This is a genomic window from Rahnella sp. PAMC25617, from assembly GCF_050606005.1.
Classification (GTDB): domain Bacteria; phylum Pseudomonadota; class Gammaproteobacteria; order Enterobacterales; family Enterobacteriaceae; genus Rahnella; species Rahnella variigena.
Genome location: NZ_JBOCUM010000003.1, coordinates 156,343 through 173,911, shown reverse-complemented (window position 1 = coordinate 173,911; position 17,569 = coordinate 156,343). Strand labels below are relative to the sequence as shown.

Annotated in this window: 17 protein-coding genes; 12 read left to right on the top strand and 5 right to left on the bottom strand. The window is 54.4% G+C overall.

The window, feature by feature from the left end; genetic code table 11:
* Positions 1–16 precede the first annotated feature (16 nt).
* A complete protein-coding gene (gene sixA / locus ACM615_RS02910; protein WP_112287128.1) occupies positions 17–505 on the top strand; it encodes a phosphohistidine phosphatase SixA in 489 nt (162 codons plus the stop codon).
* A 210-nt stretch (positions 506–715) separates the two neighbouring features.
* On the opposite strand, the gene smrB is transcribed toward sixA, so the two are convergent.
* Positions 716–1,255 (bottom strand): endonuclease SmrB, encoded by a 540-nt coding sequence (gene smrB / locus ACM615_RS02905; protein WP_112287211.1) that lies wholly within the window; start codon positions 1,253–1,255, stop codon positions 716–718.
* A gap of 203 nt (positions 1,256–1,458) precedes the next feature.
* Between smrB and prmB the strand changes: the two genes are divergently transcribed.
* The 6 genes from prmB to ACM615_RS02875 all read left to right on the top strand — a co-directional run bounded on the left by prmB (position 1,459) and on the right by ACM615_RS02875 (position 6,237).
* Positions 1,459–2,391 carry a 50S ribosomal protein L3 N(5)-glutamine methyltransferase gene (gene prmB, locus ACM615_RS02900; protein WP_129639067.1) on the top strand — a complete coding sequence of 311 codons (933 nt, stop codon included), beginning with the start codon at positions 1,459–1,461 and terminating at the stop codon, positions 2,389–2,391.
* A 92-nt stretch (positions 2,392–2,483) separates the two neighbouring features.
* A complete protein-coding gene (gene aroC / locus ACM615_RS02895; RefSeq protein WP_112287126.1) occupies positions 2,484–3,569 on the top strand; it encodes a chorismate synthase in 1,086 nt (361 codons plus the stop codon).
* Between the two features lie 85 nt (positions 3,570–3,654).
* Positions 3,655–4,428: a penicillin-insensitive murein endopeptidase gene (mepA, locus tag ACM615_RS02890; protein WP_369920529.1), complete on the top strand. Its 774-nt coding sequence runs from the start codon at positions 3,655–3,657 to the stop codon at positions 4,426–4,428.
* A 45-nt stretch (positions 4,429–4,473) separates the two neighbouring features.
* A complete protein-coding gene (locus tag ACM615_RS02885) occupies positions 4,474–5,274 on the top strand; it encodes a sulfite exporter TauE/SafE family protein (protein WP_112287124.1) in 801 nt (266 codons plus the stop codon).
* A gap of 102 nt (positions 5,275–5,376) precedes the next feature.
* Positions 5,377–5,934: an elongation factor P hydroxylase gene (locus tag ACM615_RS02880; RefSeq protein WP_113877016.1), complete on the top strand. Its 558-nt coding sequence runs from the start codon at positions 5,377–5,379 to the stop codon at positions 5,932–5,934.
* 24 nt (positions 5,935–5,958) lie between these two features.
* The gene (locus tag ACM615_RS02875) at positions 5,959–6,237 is read left to right on the top strand and encodes a YfcL family protein (protein WP_112287122.1); all 279 of its coding nucleotides are present in this window, start codon (positions 5,959–5,961) and stop codon (positions 6,235–6,237) included.
* 73 nt (positions 6,238–6,310) lie between these two features.
* Here ACM615_RS02875 and mnmC read toward each other — a convergent pair whose 3' ends face one another.
* Positions 6,311–8,341 (bottom strand): bifunctional tRNA (5-methylaminomethyl-2-thiouridine)(34)-methyltransferase MnmD/FAD-dependent 5-carboxymethylaminomethyl-2-thiouridine(34) oxidoreductase MnmC, encoded by a 2,031-nt coding sequence (gene mnmC / locus ACM615_RS02870; protein ID WP_431011407.1) that lies wholly within the window; start codon positions 8,339–8,341, stop codon positions 6,311–6,313.
* Positions 8,342–8,510: 169 nt separating this feature from the next.
* On the opposite strand from mnmC, the gene fabB reads away from it, so the two are divergent.
* The 4 genes from fabB (at position 8,511) to ACM615_RS02850 (ending at position 13,317) form a co-directional block, all read left to right on the top strand.
* Positions 8,511–9,731 (top strand): beta-ketoacyl-ACP synthase I, encoded by a 1,221-nt coding sequence (gene fabB / locus ACM615_RS02865; protein WP_112287120.1) that lies wholly within the window; start codon positions 8,511–8,513, stop codon positions 9,729–9,731.
* Positions 9,732–9,963: 232 nt separating this feature from the next.
* On the top strand, positions 9,964–10,449 hold the full coding sequence (locus ACM615_RS02860; protein ID WP_431011406.1) for a DUF2946 domain-containing protein: 486 nt from the start codon (positions 9,964–9,966) through the stop codon (positions 10,447–10,449).
* An 85-nt stretch (positions 10,450–10,534) separates the two neighbouring features.
* Positions 10,535–12,013, top strand: coding sequence for a PepSY-associated TM helix domain-containing protein (locus ACM615_RS02855; RefSeq protein ID WP_431011405.1), 1,479 nt, complete (start codon positions 10,535–10,537; stop codon positions 12,011–12,013).
* Between the two features lie 176 nt (positions 12,014–12,189).
* Positions 12,190–13,317 (top strand): SLC13 family permease, encoded by a 1,128-nt coding sequence (locus tag ACM615_RS02850; RefSeq protein ID WP_129639062.1) that lies wholly within the window; start codon positions 12,190–12,192, stop codon positions 13,315–13,317.
* On the opposite strand, the gene ACM615_RS02845 is transcribed toward ACM615_RS02850, so the two are convergent.
* Entirely contained in the window at positions 13,310–14,788 is a 1,479-nt protein-coding gene (locus ACM615_RS02845; RefSeq protein ID WP_431011404.1) for a PLP-dependent aminotransferase family protein, read from the bottom strand. The genes ACM615_RS02850 and ACM615_RS02845 overlap by 8 nt on opposite strands.
* A gap of 100 nt (positions 14,789–14,888) precedes the next feature.
* Here ACM615_RS02845 and ACM615_RS02840 point away from each other — a divergent pair, with 100 nt between their 5' ends.
* Positions 14,889–15,344: a rhodanese-like domain-containing protein gene (locus ACM615_RS02840; RefSeq protein ID WP_129639060.1), complete on the top strand. Its 456-nt coding sequence runs from the start codon at positions 14,889–14,891 to the stop codon at positions 15,342–15,344.
* On the opposite strand, the gene flk is transcribed toward ACM615_RS02840, so the two are convergent.
* Together flk and ACM615_RS02830 are read right to left on the bottom strand one after the other, a co-directional pair.
* Positions 15,341–16,390, bottom strand: a complete 1,050-nt coding sequence (gene flk / locus ACM615_RS02835) for a flagella biosynthesis regulator Flk (RefSeq protein ID WP_431011403.1) — start codon at positions 16,388–16,390, stop codon at positions 15,341–15,343. The two genes, ACM615_RS02840 and flk, sit on opposite strands and share 4 nt — an antisense overlap.
* Positions 16,391–16,648: 258 nt before the next feature.
* Positions 16,649–17,554, bottom strand: coding sequence for a DMT family transporter (locus tag ACM615_RS02830; RefSeq protein WP_129639059.1), 906 nt, complete (start codon positions 17,552–17,554; stop codon positions 16,649–16,651).
* Between the last annotated feature and the right edge of the window lie 15 nt (positions 17,555–17,569).

The following is a 17,569-nucleotide window of genomic DNA, read 5'->3' as shown; positions in this document are numbered from 1 at the left end:
ACAAAAGCGGTGCAATATGCAAGTTGTAATTATGCGTCACGGTGATGCAGTGCTCGAAGCTGCAAGCGACTCAGTTCGCCCGTTAAGCGAATGCGGATGTGACGAATCAGTACATATGGCGGCCTGGCTGAATGGTCGTGGCGTCAAAATTGATCGTGTTCTGGTCAGTCCGTATCTGCGTGCGCAGCAGACGCTTGAAAAAGTTCGCCAGTGTCTGTCTCTGCCTGAAAACGTAGAAATTGATATTCTCAAGGAACTGACGCCGGGCGGTGATCCTGCTCTGGTCGCCAGTGAACTGCAACATCTGGCGCTAACCGGCGTCAGTGCCGTGCTGGTGGTGTCTCACCTGCCGTTGGTCGGTTATCTGGTTGCAGAACTCTGTCCTGGCGTTTGCCCGCCGATGTTCGCCACGTCAGCCATGGCCAGCATCGAGTTAAACGGTGAAACCGGGCAGGGCAGCTTTGACTGGCAGTTCAGCCCATGCCAGGTAATGGCTAAGGTATAATCCCCGTCATACTTCGCATTGCAGATGCGTTGGCTGCGCTCACTTACCCCGGTCACATAGTTATCTATGCTCCCGGGGATGCGTTCACTTGCCGCCTTGCTGCAATCCGAATTATTTAGGGGATCTGTTCTGAGACAGACAGTTCAGCGACAGACAAAAGAAAGGCACAGCTTTGGCTGTGCCTTTCTCGTTTCTGAACGTCGGGATGGGTCAGCTGATTTTGTCGTCCAGTTCCACCAGCACCAGCAGGGCGGCGGTGCCACCAAGTTCTTTCGGCGCCTGGTGGAAGGCTTCGACGTCAGGATGTTGCGCCAGCCATAAAGGCGTTTGTTGTTTGAGAATATGTTTGCCGTGACCGTGCATCACGCAGGCGCAATGGACGTGCTCACGGCGGCAGGCAGCGATCAGCGCACCTAATTCCTGCTTGGCTTCTTTCTGCGTTAAGCCGTGTAAATCAAGAAACAACTCTGGCGAATAATCCCCGCGGCGTAATTTTTTCAACTCAAAATGACTGACGTCTGGCCGGATATGGCGAACCGGACCTTCTTCCTGCAACATCGGCTGGAATTCATCAGAAAAATAATAACTCGCGTCCACCTGCTCCTGAATCAGCTTTTTAGGTGACAGTTCAGCCCCCTTTTTTCGCGGCGGGCGGTGCGTAATTGTATCGTTTTTCAGGCGCTTGACGCCCGGTACAGCCTCGCGGAATAACGCCGTTTCTTCCGGGCTGAGCAGGTGCTTTTTCTTCATCATTTCATCGTCATTTTCGCTCAATCCACACAGTGTACCTTCCGTCGCCCTGCGGTTTAAAGAAAACTCAGGGTTAAATTCTTCGAGACATCGCGCAAGTGCGTTGACTAGCTGCTGATTTGTGGCGGGCTTCGTGGCAAACTATGCGGCAAATAATGGGTTAAACGTCTGTTAAAAACCCGTGCACTGCCTGGAGAATAAAATTGGACAAAATTTTCGTCGACGAAGCTGTCAGTGAACTGCATACCATTAAGGATATGCTGCGCTGGACCGTCAGCCGCCTGAACGCGGCCAATGTCTATTACGGTCACGGCACCGATAACCCGTGGGACGAAGCAGTGCAGCTGGTGTTGCCAAGCGTGTTTTTGCCGCTCGACATTCCTGAAGATATGCACACCGCGCGTCTGACTTCCAGCGAGCGGCACCGTATTGTTGAGCGCGTGATCCGCCGTGTTAACGAACGCGTACCGGTCGCTTATCTGACTAACAAAGCCTGGTTCTGCGACATGGAGTTTTATGTCGATGAACGCGTGCTGGTGCCGCGTTCGCCGATTGGTGAACTTATCAACAACCGTTTCGCCGGGATCCTGCAGGATAAACCGCAGCATATTCTCGATATGTGTACCGGCAGCGGCTGTATCGCTATCGCCTGCGCTTACGCGTTCCCGGAAACCGAAGTGGATGCGGTAGATATTTCTGCCGACGCGCTGGCAGTGGCCGAGCGCAATATCGACACGCACGGCATCGAGAACTGGGTGACCCCAATCCGCTCTGACCTGTTCCGCGAATTACCTGCGTTGCAGTACGACCTGATTGTGACCAATCCGCCGTATGTGGATGAAGAAGATATGTCTGACCTGCCGCAGGAATATCGCCACGAGCCCGTACTGGGTCTGGCTTCCGGCAGCGATGGCCTGAAACTGACCCGCCGCATTCTGGCTTGTGCGCCGGATTACCTGACCGATAACGGCGTGCTGGTGTGCGAAGTGGGTAACAGCATGGTGCATCTGATGGACCAGTATCCTGATATTCCGTTCACCTGGCTGGAATTTGAAAATGGCGGCGACGGCGTATTCATGCTGACCAGGCAGCAGCTGATAGATTGTGCTGAACATTTCAAAGCGTACCGCGACTGATCAAAAAAATTGCGCTTGATCGACTAAAAAATAATGGCCGGTTCATCACCGGTCATTCAGAAAACAATCAACATAATGGTTAAGGAGCCGTGATGGCAGGGAACAGTATTGGGCAGTTTTTCCGCGTCACTACTTTTGGCGAATCCCACGGTGTGGCACTGGGCTGTATTATTGACGGCGTGCCGCCGGGTATTGCGCTGACCGAAGCAGACCTGCAACACGATCTCGACCGTCGTCGTCCGGGCACCTCGCGTTACACCACGCAGCGCCGCGAAGCCGATGAAGTTAAAATTCTTTCCGGCGTTTTTGAAGGCGTGACCACCGGCACCAGCATCGGTCTGATTATCCAGAATACCGATCAGCGTTCTCAGGATTACAGCGCGATCAAAGACGTGTTCCGTCCGGGACATGCGGATTACACCTACGAACAAAAATACGGCGTGCGCGATTACCGTGGCGGCGGCCGTTCTTCTGCCCGTGAAACGGCGATGCGCGTTGCTGCTGGCGCGGTTGCCAAGAAATATCTTCTGGAAAAATTTGGCGTTAAAGTGCGCGGTTATATGTCCCAGATGGGCGATATCACCTGTGAACTGAAAGACTGGGACCTGGTCGAAACCAACCCATTCTTCTGTCCGGATGAAAGCAAGCTCGAAGCGCTGGATGAACTGATGCGCGCGTTGAAAAAAGAAGGCGATTCCATCGGCGCTAAAATCACCGTCGTAGCAGATCACGTGCCGGTCGGTCTTGGCGAGCCGGTGTTTGACCGTCTGGATGCCGATCTGGCGCACGCGCTGATGAGCATCAATGCGGTTAAAGGCGTGGAAATCGGTGACGGCTTTGCGGTGGTGAATAAACGCGGCAGTGAAAACCGTGATGAAATCACACCGAACGGTTTCGAAAGCAACCACGCGGGCGGCATTCTTGGCGGGATCAGCAGCGGTCAGCCGGTTGTTGCTCATCTGGCGCTGAAACCGACCTCCAGCATCACCGTTCCGGGACGCACGATTAACCGCGAAGGCGAGCAGGTCGAGATGATCACCAAAGGTCGTCATGATCCTTGCGTGGGTATCCGCGCCGTGCCAATTGCCGAAGCGATGATGGCGATCGTGCTGATGGATCACTTATTGCGTCAGCGCGCCCAGAATGGCGACGTTCATTCTTCCGTGCCACGCTGGTAATCCATTGATGAAAACCTTACGCACATTTGCAGCGATAAAAGCCGTCAGCGCCGGTCTTCTGGCGCTGGCGCTTTGCGCACCTGCGATGGCAGCAACGCCGTGGCAGAAAATCACCCATCCTGTTGCAGGCACGCCTGAAGCGATCGGCAGCTATGCCAATGGTTGTCAGGTTGGCGCTCAGCCATTGCCGCTGAACTCGCCGGCTTATCAGGTCATGCGCACCGATCAGCGCCGTTATTTCGGGCAGCCGGATTTACTGGCCTTTATTACCCGTCTCGGCACTCAGGCGCAGCAAAAAGGCCTGGGCACAATGCTGGTCGGTGATATGGCGATGCCAGCCGGTGGTCGTTTCAGCAGCGGTCACGCCAGCCATCAGTCAGGGCTGGATGTGGATATCTGGCTGCAACTGCCGCGCCAGCGCTGGAGCGAGCAGATGCTGCTCAAACCGCAGCCTATCGATCTGGTCAGTGCTAACGGTAAATCCATTGTGAAGAGCCAGTGGCAGCCACGGATTGAAACGCTGATCAAAATGGCCGCGCAGGATAAAGACGTCGTGCGGATCTTCGTCAATCCGGCCATTAAACAGCAATTATGTCTGGATGCCGGAACGGATCGTGAGTGGCTGCATAAAGTGCGTCCGTGGTTTGGTCATCGCGCACACATGCATGTTCGCCTGCGTTGTCCGGTCGGTAATCTCGAGTGTGAGAATCAGGCACCGCCACCTCCGGGTGATGGTTGTGGCGCTGAGCTGCAAAGCTGGTTCCTGCCGCCTAAACCGGGCAGCGGAACCTCTGTGAAAAAAGAGCCGCCTCCGTTGCCGCCATCATGTCAGGCGCTGCTGGATAAACACGTTCTTTAACAGGTTTCACTTACTCTTCGCCACGCATAGCGAGCTGACAGAAAAATGGACTGGTTGATTGTTGCCCCGTGGGTTTTAGTCGTTTTATTTTTCGTTGCACTGTTTGCCGGTTTCATAGATTCCATCGCGGGCGGCGGCGGGCTGATCAGCCTGCCAGCGCTGCTCGCGGCGGGGGTTCCGCCAGCTCAGGCGATTGCGACCAATAAGCTATCGTCTATAGGGGGATCCTTTTCTGCCAGTCTGTACTTTGTGCGGCGTGGCGTGGTGGATCTTAACGATCAGAAGCTGAATATTGCCTGTACCTTTGCCGGTTCGGTGATTGGCGCGATCCTTATCCAGCACCTTCGCGCAGACATGTTGCGTCAGGTGTTACCGCTGCTGATCATCTGCATCGGTTTATATTTTTTACTGACGCCACGGCTGGGCGAAAGTGACCGGGCAAGACGCCTAAATGCACTGCCTTATGCGCTGGTGGGCGGCGGTTGTGTTGGTTTCTATGATGGATTTTTTGGTCCCGGTGCCGGTTCTTTCTACGCGCTGGCCTTCGTGACGTTATGCGGGTTTAACCTGGCAAAAGCCACGGCACATGCGAAAGTCCTGAATTTCACTTCAAACCTGGGCGGCCTGATCTTCTTTATACTGGGCGGCAAAGTGATTTGGGTGCTGGGATTTGTGATGGCCGCCGGACAGTTTATCGGCGCAAGACTGGGCGCACGTATGGTGCTTAGTAAGGGGCAGAAGATGATCCGCCCGATGGTGGTCGCTGTTTCCGTCGTCATGAGCTGCAAGCTGATTTACGACAATCATGGTGCCGAAATTCATCAGTGGTTAAGCCTGCATTTATAATGTCCGGAGCAGCAGAATGCTTGCCCGAAGTCATGAAAACACGCGTTTAAACAGGGGTATATTGTCGCCCCTGATCTTACTTTAACGAGTTTCACTGCAATTATGTCTGATTCGACTGCAACACATAACTATCATCAATTGATCGACATTTTTGATTCCTGCTTTTTTGAGGAATTCAACGTTCGCTTAGTGAAAGGCGACGACGAACCGATCTATCTGCCTGCTGATGAACAAGAACCGTTTAACCGCATTGTGTTCGCACACGGTTATTACGCCAGCGGCATGCATGAAATTTCTCACTGGTGCGTGGCCGGTGCTGAGCGCCATAAACTGGTGGATTTCGGCTACTGGTATTGCCCGGACGGTCGTGACGCACAAACGCAAAGTGAATTTGAGAAAGTGGAAATCAAACCACAATCTTACGAATGGCTGTTCTGCGCGGCGGCGGGTTTTAATTTCAACGTCAGTTGTGACAACCTGAGCGGCGATTGCGAGCCGGACCGCGTGGGTTTTCAGAATAAAGTCCGTGAAGAAGTGTTGCGTATGCTGGAGCAGGGCATCCCTGAAAGACCGGCGCGCTTTATTAAAGCGCTACAATCGTTTTACAATACGGCCCCTTTGACGCCTGCAGATTTCCCTGCATTGCAGCCGATCGAATAAGAACTGAACACGAGAGGAAGAGTAATGATCGCAGAATTTGAAACGCGGATTTTAACGCTGATCGACGATATGGTCGAAAGCGCCAGCGACGATGAGTTATTTGCCAGTGGCTATCTGCGAGGCCACCTGACCGTCGCCGTGGCAGAAGCGGAAGAGAACGGTGAACACACCGCCGAAGCGTTGAAAATCCGTGTTCAGGATGGTCTGGACAAAGCCATCAGAGCCGGTGAACTTTCACCGCGCGATCAGCTTCTGGTGCAGGGGATGTGGGAAAATTTATATCAGGCATCTCTCCCTCAGTAATCTCTTTTCAGTAAAAAAAAGCGCAGCGACGGATTAACCGGCTGCGCTTTTTTATTGCCTGAGAAGGGGCGGGTTAATGCGATTCGACCGGGCGGCCTTTCAGCAGTTTTCTGACCCACATGCGGTTCGGGTTCAATGCTGCCAGCGTTTCGCTGTCCATAGGTATCGGTTCACCGGCAATCTGCGCGGCCAGTATTTCTGCACCCAGCGGTGCGGAACTTAGCCCGCGTGAGCCCAGCGCACCAAACAGGAACAAGTTTTCATAGACCGGTGCTTCTGCAACAGGGCGATGGCGCTTAACATCCAGATCCAGCTTTTTATAACTTTCCAGTAACGCATCGTAATCCGATACGGAGCCGATCATCGGCAGGTGATCCCGCGTCGCACAACGCACTCCGTTACGCGCTTCACCTTCACTGACATCCACGTCATGCGGCCATTGCTGTTCCGGCAGACAACTGATCAGACGCTGGCGGTTTTCCTGCTGATCGTCGTCGCGGTAATCCGTGCATTTGTCTGCGCGGTGATAGCTTGCACCGATGCAATGATGCTGATTTTGCGGGCTGACCGGCGTCATATAGCCGTCGTAACACAGCACCTGCTTCAGTTTGCTCAGCGCCGGTGTGGTTGGAATATGCGAAACCTGACCGCTGACCGCGTAAACCGGCAGTTTTTCCGTCTGGCTGAAATCTGTAATGTCCGCGCCGTTTGCCAGTACGACAGCCTGATGACGGGTTGTATGGCCGCCGGCGAAGGTCAGCGTCCACTGCGAATCCGCGTCAGATTCTAATGCGGTCACTCGATGACCGTAATTCACGGTTAAGCCTTGTGTTTCGGCAAGTGAAATCAGTGAGGCGGTCAGTTCGGCCGGGCATAGCCAGGCACCGAGCGGATAGGTGATGCCGCCGCTGCCGCACGGTAATCCGCACAACGCTTCTACGTCTTCTTCACTCAGTCCTTTTGCCAGTTCTTCCGGCCAGCCGCCTTTGAGGATCCCGTCGATTTTGCCCTGACTTTTTTCGTCATAACCGAGTTGCGTTACGCCGCTCCAGCCGTGATCGAAAGGCACATCCCGTTTTTCAAGCTGCGCATACTGACGGCGGGCGAAGGTGAAGGCGTGAGCAAAGAAGTTTTCCAGCGTATCACCACGGCCATTGAGCAGCGGATAGACCGCGCCCTGACGGTTGCCGGAAGCGCCGAGTGCTGGTTTTTCATCGGCGCAATACAGCGTGACGGCAAATCCACGGCGAAGTAACGCCAGCGACAACACGGCACTGGCCACACCGCCGCCTGACACTGCAAACTCTGTGGCATTTTTTGCTGCGGGACGCACATACCATGGCGCGGGATGCGGTACATCAATTTTTGCCGGCAGCACACCGGCTAACATATGCCGCTTTTCGCCGAATCCCGGCACCTTGCTGATGTCAAAACCTGCGTCCTGCAATCCGCGGCGCACGAAACCGGCCACGGTAAATGTCGCGAAGGTGCCTTGCGGACGGGTCATTATCGCCATCGAACGGAATAAGTCTTCGGTCCACATGTCGGGGTTTTTGGAAGGCGCGAAGCCGTCAAGAAACCAGGCATCGACCTGCTGATTCATACTGGTGTCACATGCGGGCAGCAGGGTAGTCACATCGCCGAACCACAGGTCGAGCGTGATACGTCCGCCCGCCAGCAGCAGGCGGTGGCAGCCCGAAAAGGCCATCGGCCATTGTTCGCAAAGCTGTGCGGAATACGCAGCGAGTTCGGGCCACTGCGTGTGTGCTGTCGCGAGATCACGGGCAGACAGCGGGAATTTTTCGTAACTGATGAAATGCAGACGTTGCAGCGTGGCGTCAGGGTTTTCGGCGTGAAACGCATCGAAGGCCTGCCACAGCGACAGAAAGTTCAAACCGGTGCCAAAACCGGTCTCCGCGATGATACACAGCGGGCGAGGGTGCGCGGCAAAACGCGCCGGAAAATGGTTGCCGTTGAGAAAAACATGACGGGTTTCCAGCAGGCCGTTCTGGTTGGAAAAATAGACGTCATCAAAATGTCGGGAAACAGGTGTACCCTGTTCGTTCCAGCTTAATTCGGCGGGCGTGATCGGGTTATGGCTCACGTGAAACTCTCTCAGTTCAAGGCGATGCCGGAGTTTAACGCTGCGTTTGACCCTGCGCAAATTTACCACGATTTACACAAGGAATTGCTGATCGGACTTGTTCGGCGTACAACTGTACGCTAGAGTGCGTGACGAAATCCCAAATGGTGAATAGTACAAGAGGTATTAAATGAAACGTGCAGTGATTACTGGCCTGGGTATCATCTCGAGCATCGGTAACAACAAGCAGGAAGTTCTTGCATCTCTGCAGGAAGGTCGCTCTGGGATCACCTTCTCGCAAGAGCTGAAAGATGCCGGGATGCGTAGTCACGTCTGGGGTGATGTCAAATTAGACACCGCAGGCCTTATCGATCGTAAGATTGTGCGTTTCATGAGTGATGCCTCGATCTACGCTTACCTGTCCATGCAACAGGCGATTGAAGACTCCGGTCTGACCCCTGAAATGGTCTCCAACGAACGTACCGGCCTGATTGCAGGTTCCGGCGGCGGTTCACCACGCAACCAGGTTGCGGGCTCCGACGGTATGCGTGCCAAAGGCCTGCGCGGCGTTGGCCCATATATGGTGACCAAAGCGATGGCCTCCGGCGTTTCTGCCTGCCTCGCGACGCCGTTCAAAATTCGCGGTGTGAACTATTCCATCAGCTCTGCCTGCGCCACCTCTGCACACTGCATCGGTAACGCGGTAGAAATGATCCAGCTGGGCAAACAGGACGTTGTGTTTGCAGGCGGCGGTGAAGAACTGTGCTGGGAAATGGCGTGTGAATTCGACGCGATGGGCGCACTGTCCACCAGCTACAACGAAACACCAGACAAAGCTTCCCGTACCTACGACAAAGCGCGTGACGGTTTCGTTATCGCAGGCGGCGGCGGTATGGTTGTTGTCGAAGAGCTGGAACATGCTCTGGCACGTGGCGCACACATCTACGCAGAAATCGTTGGCTACGGCGCAACGTCTGACGGCGCAGACATGGTGGCTCCATCTGGCGAAGGCGCAGTACGTTGCATGAAAATGGCAATGAACGGCGTGGATACTCCAATCGATTACGTTAACGTGCACGGGACATCTACTCCGGTCGGCGACGTGAAAGAACTGGGTGCTATCCGTGAAGTGTTCGGCGATAAAACCCCGGCACTGTCTTCTACCAAAGCCATGACCGGTCACTCTCTGGGTGCCGCTGGCGTTCAGGAAGCCATTTACACCTTGCTGATGGCTGAACACGGCTTCATCGCGCCAAGCATCAACATCGATAACCTCGATGAGCAGGCAGAAGGCATGGACATCATCACTAAACCGACTCAGCGCGAGCTGACGACAGTGATGTCTAACAGCTTCGGCTTCGGCGGCACCAACGCCACGCTGGTCATGCGTAAGCTGAAAAACGACAAATAATTCCCGTCGTTGATGTCTGAATAAAAGCCTGCTTCCGAGCGGGCTTTTTTACATCCATCATCCTTCGAACCGCCTCTGCGTTGTTTTCGTTCATTCACCTCAGTCACTTACTTTTGTAAGCTCCTGAGGATTTATTCTCTCGCCGCCTTGATGCAACTCGAATGATTTTGGATATGTTTCTCAACAATTCAGGTACAATTTAGCCGCTTCTTATTTTCACCTTGTTGACATAATGCTCTCACTCAGACACCTCCATCATCGACATCTGCATGTTCCGGCCTGGCTCGGAATTGTGGCGATCCTGATGTTGTTTATTGCGCCGGTGATTTCCAAATCACTGGTGGCTGAGGGTGCGCAGCATATGATGATGCCCGGCATGATGATGTCCGATATGGACATGGATATGCCGGACGCAGAGATGGCTGACATGGAATTGTCAGACCATCACGTCTCATCTATGGAACATTGTCAGAAGCAAACCTGTAAATCAGCGCCGCAGGATGCGGTGAAAGCGATGCTTTCCGGTGACATGAGCGATGCCGCGTGCGGTTATTGCGTGCTGCTGGTGCATTTACCGATGCTCGATTTACAGGCTATGCCGATGCAGTGGTCGCTGGATTTCTCCAGTCGTGCCCCACCGCGCGCTGTCATACAACGTCTGATCCCTTCATTGTTCTTCACGGATTCCCAACCCCGCGCACCGCCTGTTTTTCTGTAACTGCCTCTGAATAATTTCTTTCAAGTTAACCGCGATTCTTGTCGCTGTTGACGGCGTGCTATTTGAAATTCAGGAAATCAGATTTATGAATCAACCAGCAAACCTGCCTTCCGGCGCGGGTAAAAAAATGCCTGCGCAAGCGGCCTTTATGGCGTTGCTGCGCCGTGTGCATTTTTACATTGGCCTGTTCGTGGGCCCGTTCATTTTTGTCGCGGCACTGACCGGCACGTTATATGTGCTGACCCCTCAGTTCGAAAATTATCTCTATTCTGATGCGCTCTTTACGTCCTCACAGGGCGAACCACAGCCCCTTTCGCGACAGATTGATGCGGCACTAAACGTAACCGGTCAGGATAAAAAGATTTATGCGGTCAGACCGGCACCGTCCGAGGGGGAAACGACGCGGGTGATGTTTTCTGATCCGCAACTCGGGGCATCCAAAAGCCGTGCGATTTTTATCGATCCCATCACGCTGGCGGTGAAGGGCGACATGACGGTGTACGGCACCAGCGGCATTTTGCCTTTCCGTACCTGGCTGGATGATTTACATCGTGGCCTGTTACTGGGCGATGCAGGGCGCATTTACAGTGAGCTCGCCGCTTCATGGCTGTGGGTTGCCGCGCTTGGCGGAGTCGTCCTGTGGTTGAGCAGCCGCCGCAAATCCCGTATGCCGCGCAAGCTGAGTGAGAAAATCGAGAAACAGCAGAACAGCCGCCGCTGGCACAGCTCGCTCGGTCTGATATTACTGGCGGGCTTGCTGTTCTTCTCCGCTACCGGTCTGACGTGGTCACAATGGGCTGGAGACAATATTGGCGTACTGCGCGCTTATATGGGCTGGATGACGCCTGCCGTGAAAACCAGTCTGGATCCGCTGGCAGAGGCTGTACCGGCCGATGAACATGCGGAGCATCATGCGCAGATGGCAGACATGCCTGATATGCCGGGAATGGACATGTCAGAACACGCAATGCCTGCTGTGCCGCAGGCTGTCACAGTTTCTTCTCCGGCTTTTGATGCCGTTGTTCAGGCGGCGCGTGATTCGGGGATTGAGGCGCATAAAATCGAAATTCGCCCGGCTTATTCAGCCGGTAAAGCCTGGACGGTGACGGAAGTCGACCGCAGCTGGCCAACGCAGGTTGATGCGGTTTCAGTCGATCCCCGTTCGATGCAGATTGTCGATCACACCCGTTTTGCTGATTTTCCTCTGCTCGCCAAACTGACCCGCTGGGGTGTGGATGCGCATATGGGGATTCTCTTCGGTATCTGGAATCAGGCCATTCTGGTGATTTTTGGTCTCGGGCTTTGCGTGATGATTGCCTGGGGATATCGCCTGTGGTGGCTGCGCAAAACGGTCAGCAATGACGGCGGTAATCCGGCTGTTACGCTGCTGCAAACTTGGAGATCCGTGCCATTCAGCCTGCAATGCCCGATTTTTTTCATCACTCTCGGGCTGGCGATTTCACTGCCGGTGATGGGGGCGAGTCTGGTGATTTTTCTGCTGATAGATGTTTTTCGCTGGCAGAGAAACAGGCGTGCAGTGAAAGTCCAGTCTGCGGTCGGTTAAACCTGCGCGGACGTGACGTGAAATAAACAATTTGCGGGACGTGCCGCAACATCATGACGGGGCTCTGTATGAGCCTCGTTTTTTTTTGCGCGATGTCGCGGAGAAATCATTTTTGCAGTGGCAGAGGTTTGATTCTTCGGGTAACGTCAGCGCATCTTGTTCAGCGAAGAATAACCATGTTGATAGCGGCGTTTGGCACTGTATTGAAACCTTTTTTACGGGACAGATTTTTGCATCTTCTGATTGTGCTGGGTATCGCACTGACCCTGTTTCAGCCTGCAAAAATCCTCCAGTTCCCGCAGTTTGTTGACTGGGACACCATCGTCACTTTGCTGGGATTACTGATGCTGACCAAAGGCGTTGAGGTCAGCGGTTATTTTGATTTTGTTGGCCGCAAGATGATCAACGCCATCGATAATGAACGCAGGCTGGCGCTGTTTCTGGTGATGGCGGCGGCGGTGCTTTCCACGTTTATGACCAACGATGTGGCGTTGTTTATCGTTATTCCGCTGACGATCACACTGAAAAAAATGACGTCGTTGCCGGTGACGCGGTTGATCATATTTGAAGCGCTGGCGGTGAATGCCGGTTCGCTGCTCACGCCGATAGGAAATCCGCAAAACATTCTGTTATGGAATAAGTCCGGTTTATCGTTTTTGCATTTCATCGGGCAGATGGCACCGCTGGCGTTGATCACGCTGGTCGCGCTGCTGGCGGTCACCTGGTTCTGTTTTCCTTCACACCGCCTGAAAAAGCTGGAAAGCAATCAGGGCTACCCGTTCCAGAAACGATTACTGGTTTGCTGCGTGGCGTTGTACGTAGTGTTTATCGCCTGTGTGGATCTGGGGCTGGCGCTGTATGGCTTGCTGGCGGTGGTTTTATGTTTCCTGCTGCTGGCACGCGGGGTTCTGCTGCGCATTGACTGGCCGCTGATTTTGGTTTTCATCGTGATGTTTATCGATGTACGCCTGATCGTAGGCCTACCGGTTCTACAGCCGGCATTTACGCAGATCCACGGCCTGCCGGATTACGCGCATTATCTGCTCAGCATCGGACTTTCTCAGGTGATCAGCAATGTACCGGCGACGATTTTGATGATCAACTATCTGCCTTCCGGCGCATTGCTGGCCTACGCCGTGAATGCGGGTGGTTTCGGGCTGGCGATCGGGTCGCTGGCAAATCTCATTGCGCTGCGCATGGCGAATGACAAAAAGATCTGGCTCAGATTTCACTATTATTCCTTCCCGTTCCTGCTATTCAGCGGTGTTGCGGGTTGGTTTTTGCTGGCGCTGTTCGCTAAATAACGGCCACTTTCAGCGAGGCCAGGCGGTTTACGGCGGCGGTGATTTCAGCAGGCGTTAATGCTGAAAACCCCAGCAGCCAGCCGTCCTGGTGCTGGCCGGTATTGCCGAAAAATAACGGTGAAAGACGCGGTGTTTCAATGCCAGCCCGCGCGGCAAGTTCGCTGAAATACTGTTCCTGTCCGGCAGGAAGACGGGCAGCGAGTTGTAATCCGCCCGCCGCTATTTGCGGACGGAGCCATTCAATTTTCTGTCTGATTTGTTCAAGCAGATGATCACGGCGGCTGTGGTAAAGCTGGCGGGTGAAACGCAGGTGCGAGGCGAAATGTCCGGCGTGCATAAATTCCGCAGTAACGGCCTGCATCAGCTGCGAAGAATGACCGTCATTCACCGTACGCAGTGTCACCATCGGTCCAACGAGGGCGGGTGGTAATACGACGTAGGCCAGCCGCAAAGACGGGAATAATACTTTTGAGAAAGTGCCGAGATAAATGACCTGCTGATGTTTATCCAGCCCCTGCATAGCAGGCAGTGGTCGCCCGTCGTAATGCAATTCGCTGTCGTAATCGTCTTCTATAATCCAGCTGGCGTGACGTTTTGCATAATTGAGCAGGTGCAGACGGCGTGGCAAACTCAGACTTACGCCCGTCGGATAATGATGCGACGGCGTCAGATAGATCAGGCGCGGTACGGGTAAATCTGGTTCCGGCGCCATTCCCTGACCATCAACAGGAATAGCGCGAATGTCGGCTCCTGCGCTGGCAAAGGCATTTCGTGCGCCTAAGTATCCGGGTTGTTCCAGCCAGACAGTATCACCAGAGTCGACAAGCAACATGGCCAACAGCTGGAGCGCCTGCTGCGAACTGGTGGTAATCAGGATTTGCTCCGGGCTGCACAAAACGCCCCGCGATTGCTGCAGATAGCTGGCGACCGCCTCACGCAGAGGCCGATACCCTTGCGGATCCCCATACCCCAGCAACCGTTCGCCCTGCGCCCGTAGCTGTCTGGCGGTGATTTGCTTCCAGATCTTCAGCGGAAAAGCACGCAGATCGGGGGAACCAGCGGCGAAGGGAACCGGTGACAGCGGATCACGGCATCCGCCGGTAGCCACCATGTTGTGCCCCCGTGCTGACAGCCTTGAAAGCCCCGAAATGGCGGTTTTGTTTTTGCGCGACACGCGAGTTTCCGGCAGCGATGCGCTGACGAATGTGCCCCTGCCGGTCTGACGTTGTAAATATCCCTCGGCTTCAACTTGTGCATAAGCGGCTTCCACGGTGACGCGTGACAGTTTGAGGTCGGCCGCCAGCATCCGGGAAGAGGGCAGTCTTTCTCCGCTCGCGAGAGCACCGGTAATCATTGCCTGCCGCAACGCTGCACACAGCCTGTCGCGTAAACCCGCGGGGGTTCCTGACGCTGTGGCTGCCGTGTTTTCGAAAAGCGTAATCAGTGCGGATGGCTGAGGGGCCGCGGGCATAATCGGTCTTATTGTTGATCATAAATTGGCATTAATCATAAGACCAAAAACAGCGATGATGGAACTGTTTTTAGTCCTATCACTTTATAAGGAAGCGTTTATGCAACAAGAGTCTTATGTTTTGGATTTTGCACCCCCGTCGCCGGAAATCAGCGCGGCGTATCTGTTGTCGAAACTGAGCTTTTATACCGATGCCGCTGATGTCGCTGCGGATTTGCAAAATGGAGTCAGCGGGATTGTGGTTATTGATACCCGTTCTGCTGAACATTATGCGCGCGGTCATGTACCGGGTGCGGTCAGCTTTCCGCATAAACTGATGACGGCAGAAAGCACCCGCGAACTCAGTAAAGAGCAGGTGTATGTGACGTATTGCGACGGGATCGGATGCAACGGTTCAACACAAGGCGCGTACAAACTGGCGACGCTGGGATTCAGGGTGAAGGAAATGATTGGCGGGCTGGATTTTTGGATCCGCGATCAGCACCCGCTGGCAACAGGTGAAGAACGCGGAAACTATTCAAAGGCACAGGCTCCTGATGATTGCGGCTGCGTTTAAAACACGATCCACAGCAGGATCGCGACGACCACAAACGCAATAAACAGCAGCGGTTTGCCGCCAATCGCCTGCATGGAAGGCGGCAACATAGCAATCAGCGGATTCATGATCGGCTGCGGATCGGTGCGCGAAACGGTCGTGAATACATCGTCGGTCTCGTCCGCACGCGGTGAGCGGTCAACACGCTGGCTGAACAGCACACCGATCAGGTCGCTGATCTGCGCCTGATTGAGCGGTGTAGACAACGCCGCACTGAAGCGGTTATCGGCATATTCGGTCAGCTGATGGATTTCATGCGTACTGGCCGGTTGCTTGAGCACGCTGAGCAGCGTGGTCAGCGTCGGAGCCGTGGTCTGCTGGCTGAGTGAGGCTTTCACCTGCAAGAATTGGCTCAGCACCTGGAAATGTTTTGCCGGGATAGGTTCACCGACTTTAACGCCCACCAGTGTAAACAGCGTCTGCCAGACTTTGACCGGTGCTTCGCCGGTCGCTGCACTTAGACGGGTTACCAGCTGCTGCAGGCTGTTGTGCTCGGCAGGCAGTAAAGGACGGTCTGTGACCGGCGTCTGCTGCGGTTGCGGGATATTCATCTGACGGGTCTGGATCAGGTCCAGCACCTGTTGCAGCTGCGGATGCGTCAGCTGGCTCAGCACGGTGTGCCCGAAATTCTGGCGGATAAAATCACTGACTGCCTGACGGTTATTGCCCTGCGGCAATAGTTCGGTCAGTTGCACCATCAGCTGGCGCGAGGCGTGGCTGTCCTGTGCCTGAGTCAGCTTTCCCTGTAACAGGCTTTCAGCCTGCGGGAACTGCTGTGAGGTGATTTCTGCGCCATGCGGCAGCGAAAGCTCGTGGCGCAGGCTGGCCCAGATTTCAGCGGATTTGACCGGCATCAGTGCCATGAGCTTTACGATCAGCTTTTCCAGCGTCGTGCGCTGTACCGGCGTTAATGGCAGCTCAGCGCCTGTTTTTGCAGGAACGGTTTGACCCTGTGGTTGTGTTCTGTTGTCGCCAACCGGCATACCCGGGCCGCTCAAAGGTTGCATATCACCGTCCTTCGCTGGAAATTAAAAACGTCACTTAAACTTAAGGTTAATAAACTCAGGTTAAAAGTAACAAGTACGGCGCAGAGCGCGGAAGCGCCTCATCATACCTGCAAAGTGTTTTCACCGACACCGTGAAAAGCTGACTGGCGGAGATTCCTGAAGATATTTTTGCTTAAAACGGTGGGCGAAAATGTATTGCGGGGCGCGAAAGCGAAAAGCAGCAAGAAACGCCATCCTTTTTCCGGATGGCGCAATAGTTTAACCGAGGTCTTTTTGTGTCGCAGGCGGCTTGCGGGAGTACAGAGGTTTACGTAAACGCTGCGCGAGGATCACACCGGCAAGCGTGATACCGCCGCCGATCAGATGATAGCTATGCAGCTGTTCGTGCAGGAACAGCACGGCGATCACCGCCGTGAAAATTGGCGACAGGTTCATGAAAATAGACGCTTTATTGGCACCAAGGCGGATAACGCCCTGGATCCACAGGAAGGGCGCAATAATCGACGCCGGGATCCCCGCGAACAGCACCAGCGGAATATTATGCGCGTTCAGGCTGACATCACTGGCGAGCAGGAAGTTGGGCAACAGCAGCAACACGCCGAAAATGATCTGCACGTACAACGATTGCCAGTTCGGCAGCGGTATCGCCCAGCGCTTGGTTAATACGCCGTACAACGCATAAGACGCAGACGCAGCGAACATCATCAGTTCTCCCTTGCCGATGCCGTGCTGCAACAGCTGCGACGGATCACCCGCGCTCACCAGCCACAATAAGCCGCCGAGTGAAATGATACTGCCCAGTGCCACGCCGACGGTTGGGACGATGCGCAGCACCACCAGACCAATCAGCACGGTCAGTAAAGGGATCAGCGAATTGAGGATCCCCATAAACAGCGCGCTGACGCTGTGGGCGGCGTAATACGCCAGACTCTGGTACAGCACCATACCCAGCAGACCGAGGATCAGCAGTTTCCACCAATATTGTTTTACCGCCTGCAGATTACGCAGCAAGCCGGGCAGCACAAAAGGGGTCAGCGTTAATAAAGCCAGCAGCCAGCGGTAGAACGAAATGGCCGCCGGATCGATCGCGGAAGCCGAGGCTTTACTCACCACCGCATTCAGCGACCAGATGAGTACAGCAAAAAGAGGAAACAGCGCATTCATTGATTATTATCCCTG

What these genes read in the sequence shown, in the direction of transcription:
- sixA (WP_112287128.1), top strand. Translation starts at nt 17, where the DNA reads ATGCAAGTTGTAATTATGCGTCACGGTGATGCAGTGCTCGAAGCTGCA.
- smrB (WP_112287211.1), bottom strand. Translation starts at nt 1,255, where the DNA reads ATGAAGAAAAAGCACCTGCTCAGCCCGGAAGAAACGGCGTTATTCCGC.
- aroC (WP_112287126.1), top strand. Translation starts at nt 2,484, where the DNA reads ATGGCAGGGAACAGTATTGGGCAGTTTTTCCGCGTCACTACTTTTGGC.
- mepA (WP_369920529.1), top strand. Translation starts at nt 3,655, where the DNA reads ATGGCAGCAACGCCGTGGCAGAAAATCACCCATCCTGTTGCAGGCACG.
- ACM615_RS02885 (WP_112287124.1), top strand. Translation starts at nt 4,474, where the DNA reads ATGGACTGGTTGATTGTTGCCCCGTGGGTTTTAGTCGTTTTATTTTTC.
- ACM615_RS02880 (WP_113877016.1), top strand. Translation starts at nt 5,377, where the DNA reads ATGTCTGATTCGACTGCAACACATAACTATCATCAATTGATCGACATT.
- ACM615_RS02875 (WP_112287122.1), top strand. Translation starts at nt 5,959, where the DNA reads ATGATCGCAGAATTTGAAACGCGGATTTTAACGCTGATCGACGATATG.
- fabB (WP_112287120.1), top strand. Translation starts at nt 8,511, where the DNA reads ATGAAACGTGCAGTGATTACTGGCCTGGGTATCATCTCGAGCATCGGT.
- ACM615_RS02860 (WP_431011406.1), top strand. Translation starts at nt 9,964, where the DNA reads ATGCTCTCACTCAGACACCTCCATCATCGACATCTGCATGTTCCGGCC.
- ACM615_RS02855 (WP_431011405.1), top strand. Translation starts at nt 10,535, where the DNA reads ATGAATCAACCAGCAAACCTGCCTTCCGGCGCGGGTAAAAAAATGCCT.
- ACM615_RS02850 (WP_129639062.1), top strand. Translation starts at nt 12,190, where the DNA reads ATGTTGATAGCGGCGTTTGGCACTGTATTGAAACCTTTTTTACGGGAC.
- ACM615_RS02845 (WP_431011404.1), bottom strand. Translation starts at nt 14,788, where the DNA reads ATGCCCGCGGCCCCTCAGCCATCCGCACTGATTACGCTTTTCGAAAAC.
- ACM615_RS02840 (WP_129639060.1), top strand. Translation starts at nt 14,889, where the DNA reads ATGCAACAAGAGTCTTATGTTTTGGATTTTGCACCCCCGTCGCCGGAA.
- flk (WP_431011403.1), bottom strand. Translation starts at nt 16,390, where the DNA reads ATGCAACCTTTGAGCGGCCCGGGTATGCCGGTTGGCGACAACAGAACA.
- ACM615_RS02830 (WP_129639059.1), bottom strand. Translation starts at nt 17,554, where the DNA reads ATGAATGCGCTGTTTCCTCTTTTTGCTGTACTCATCTGGTCGCTGAAT.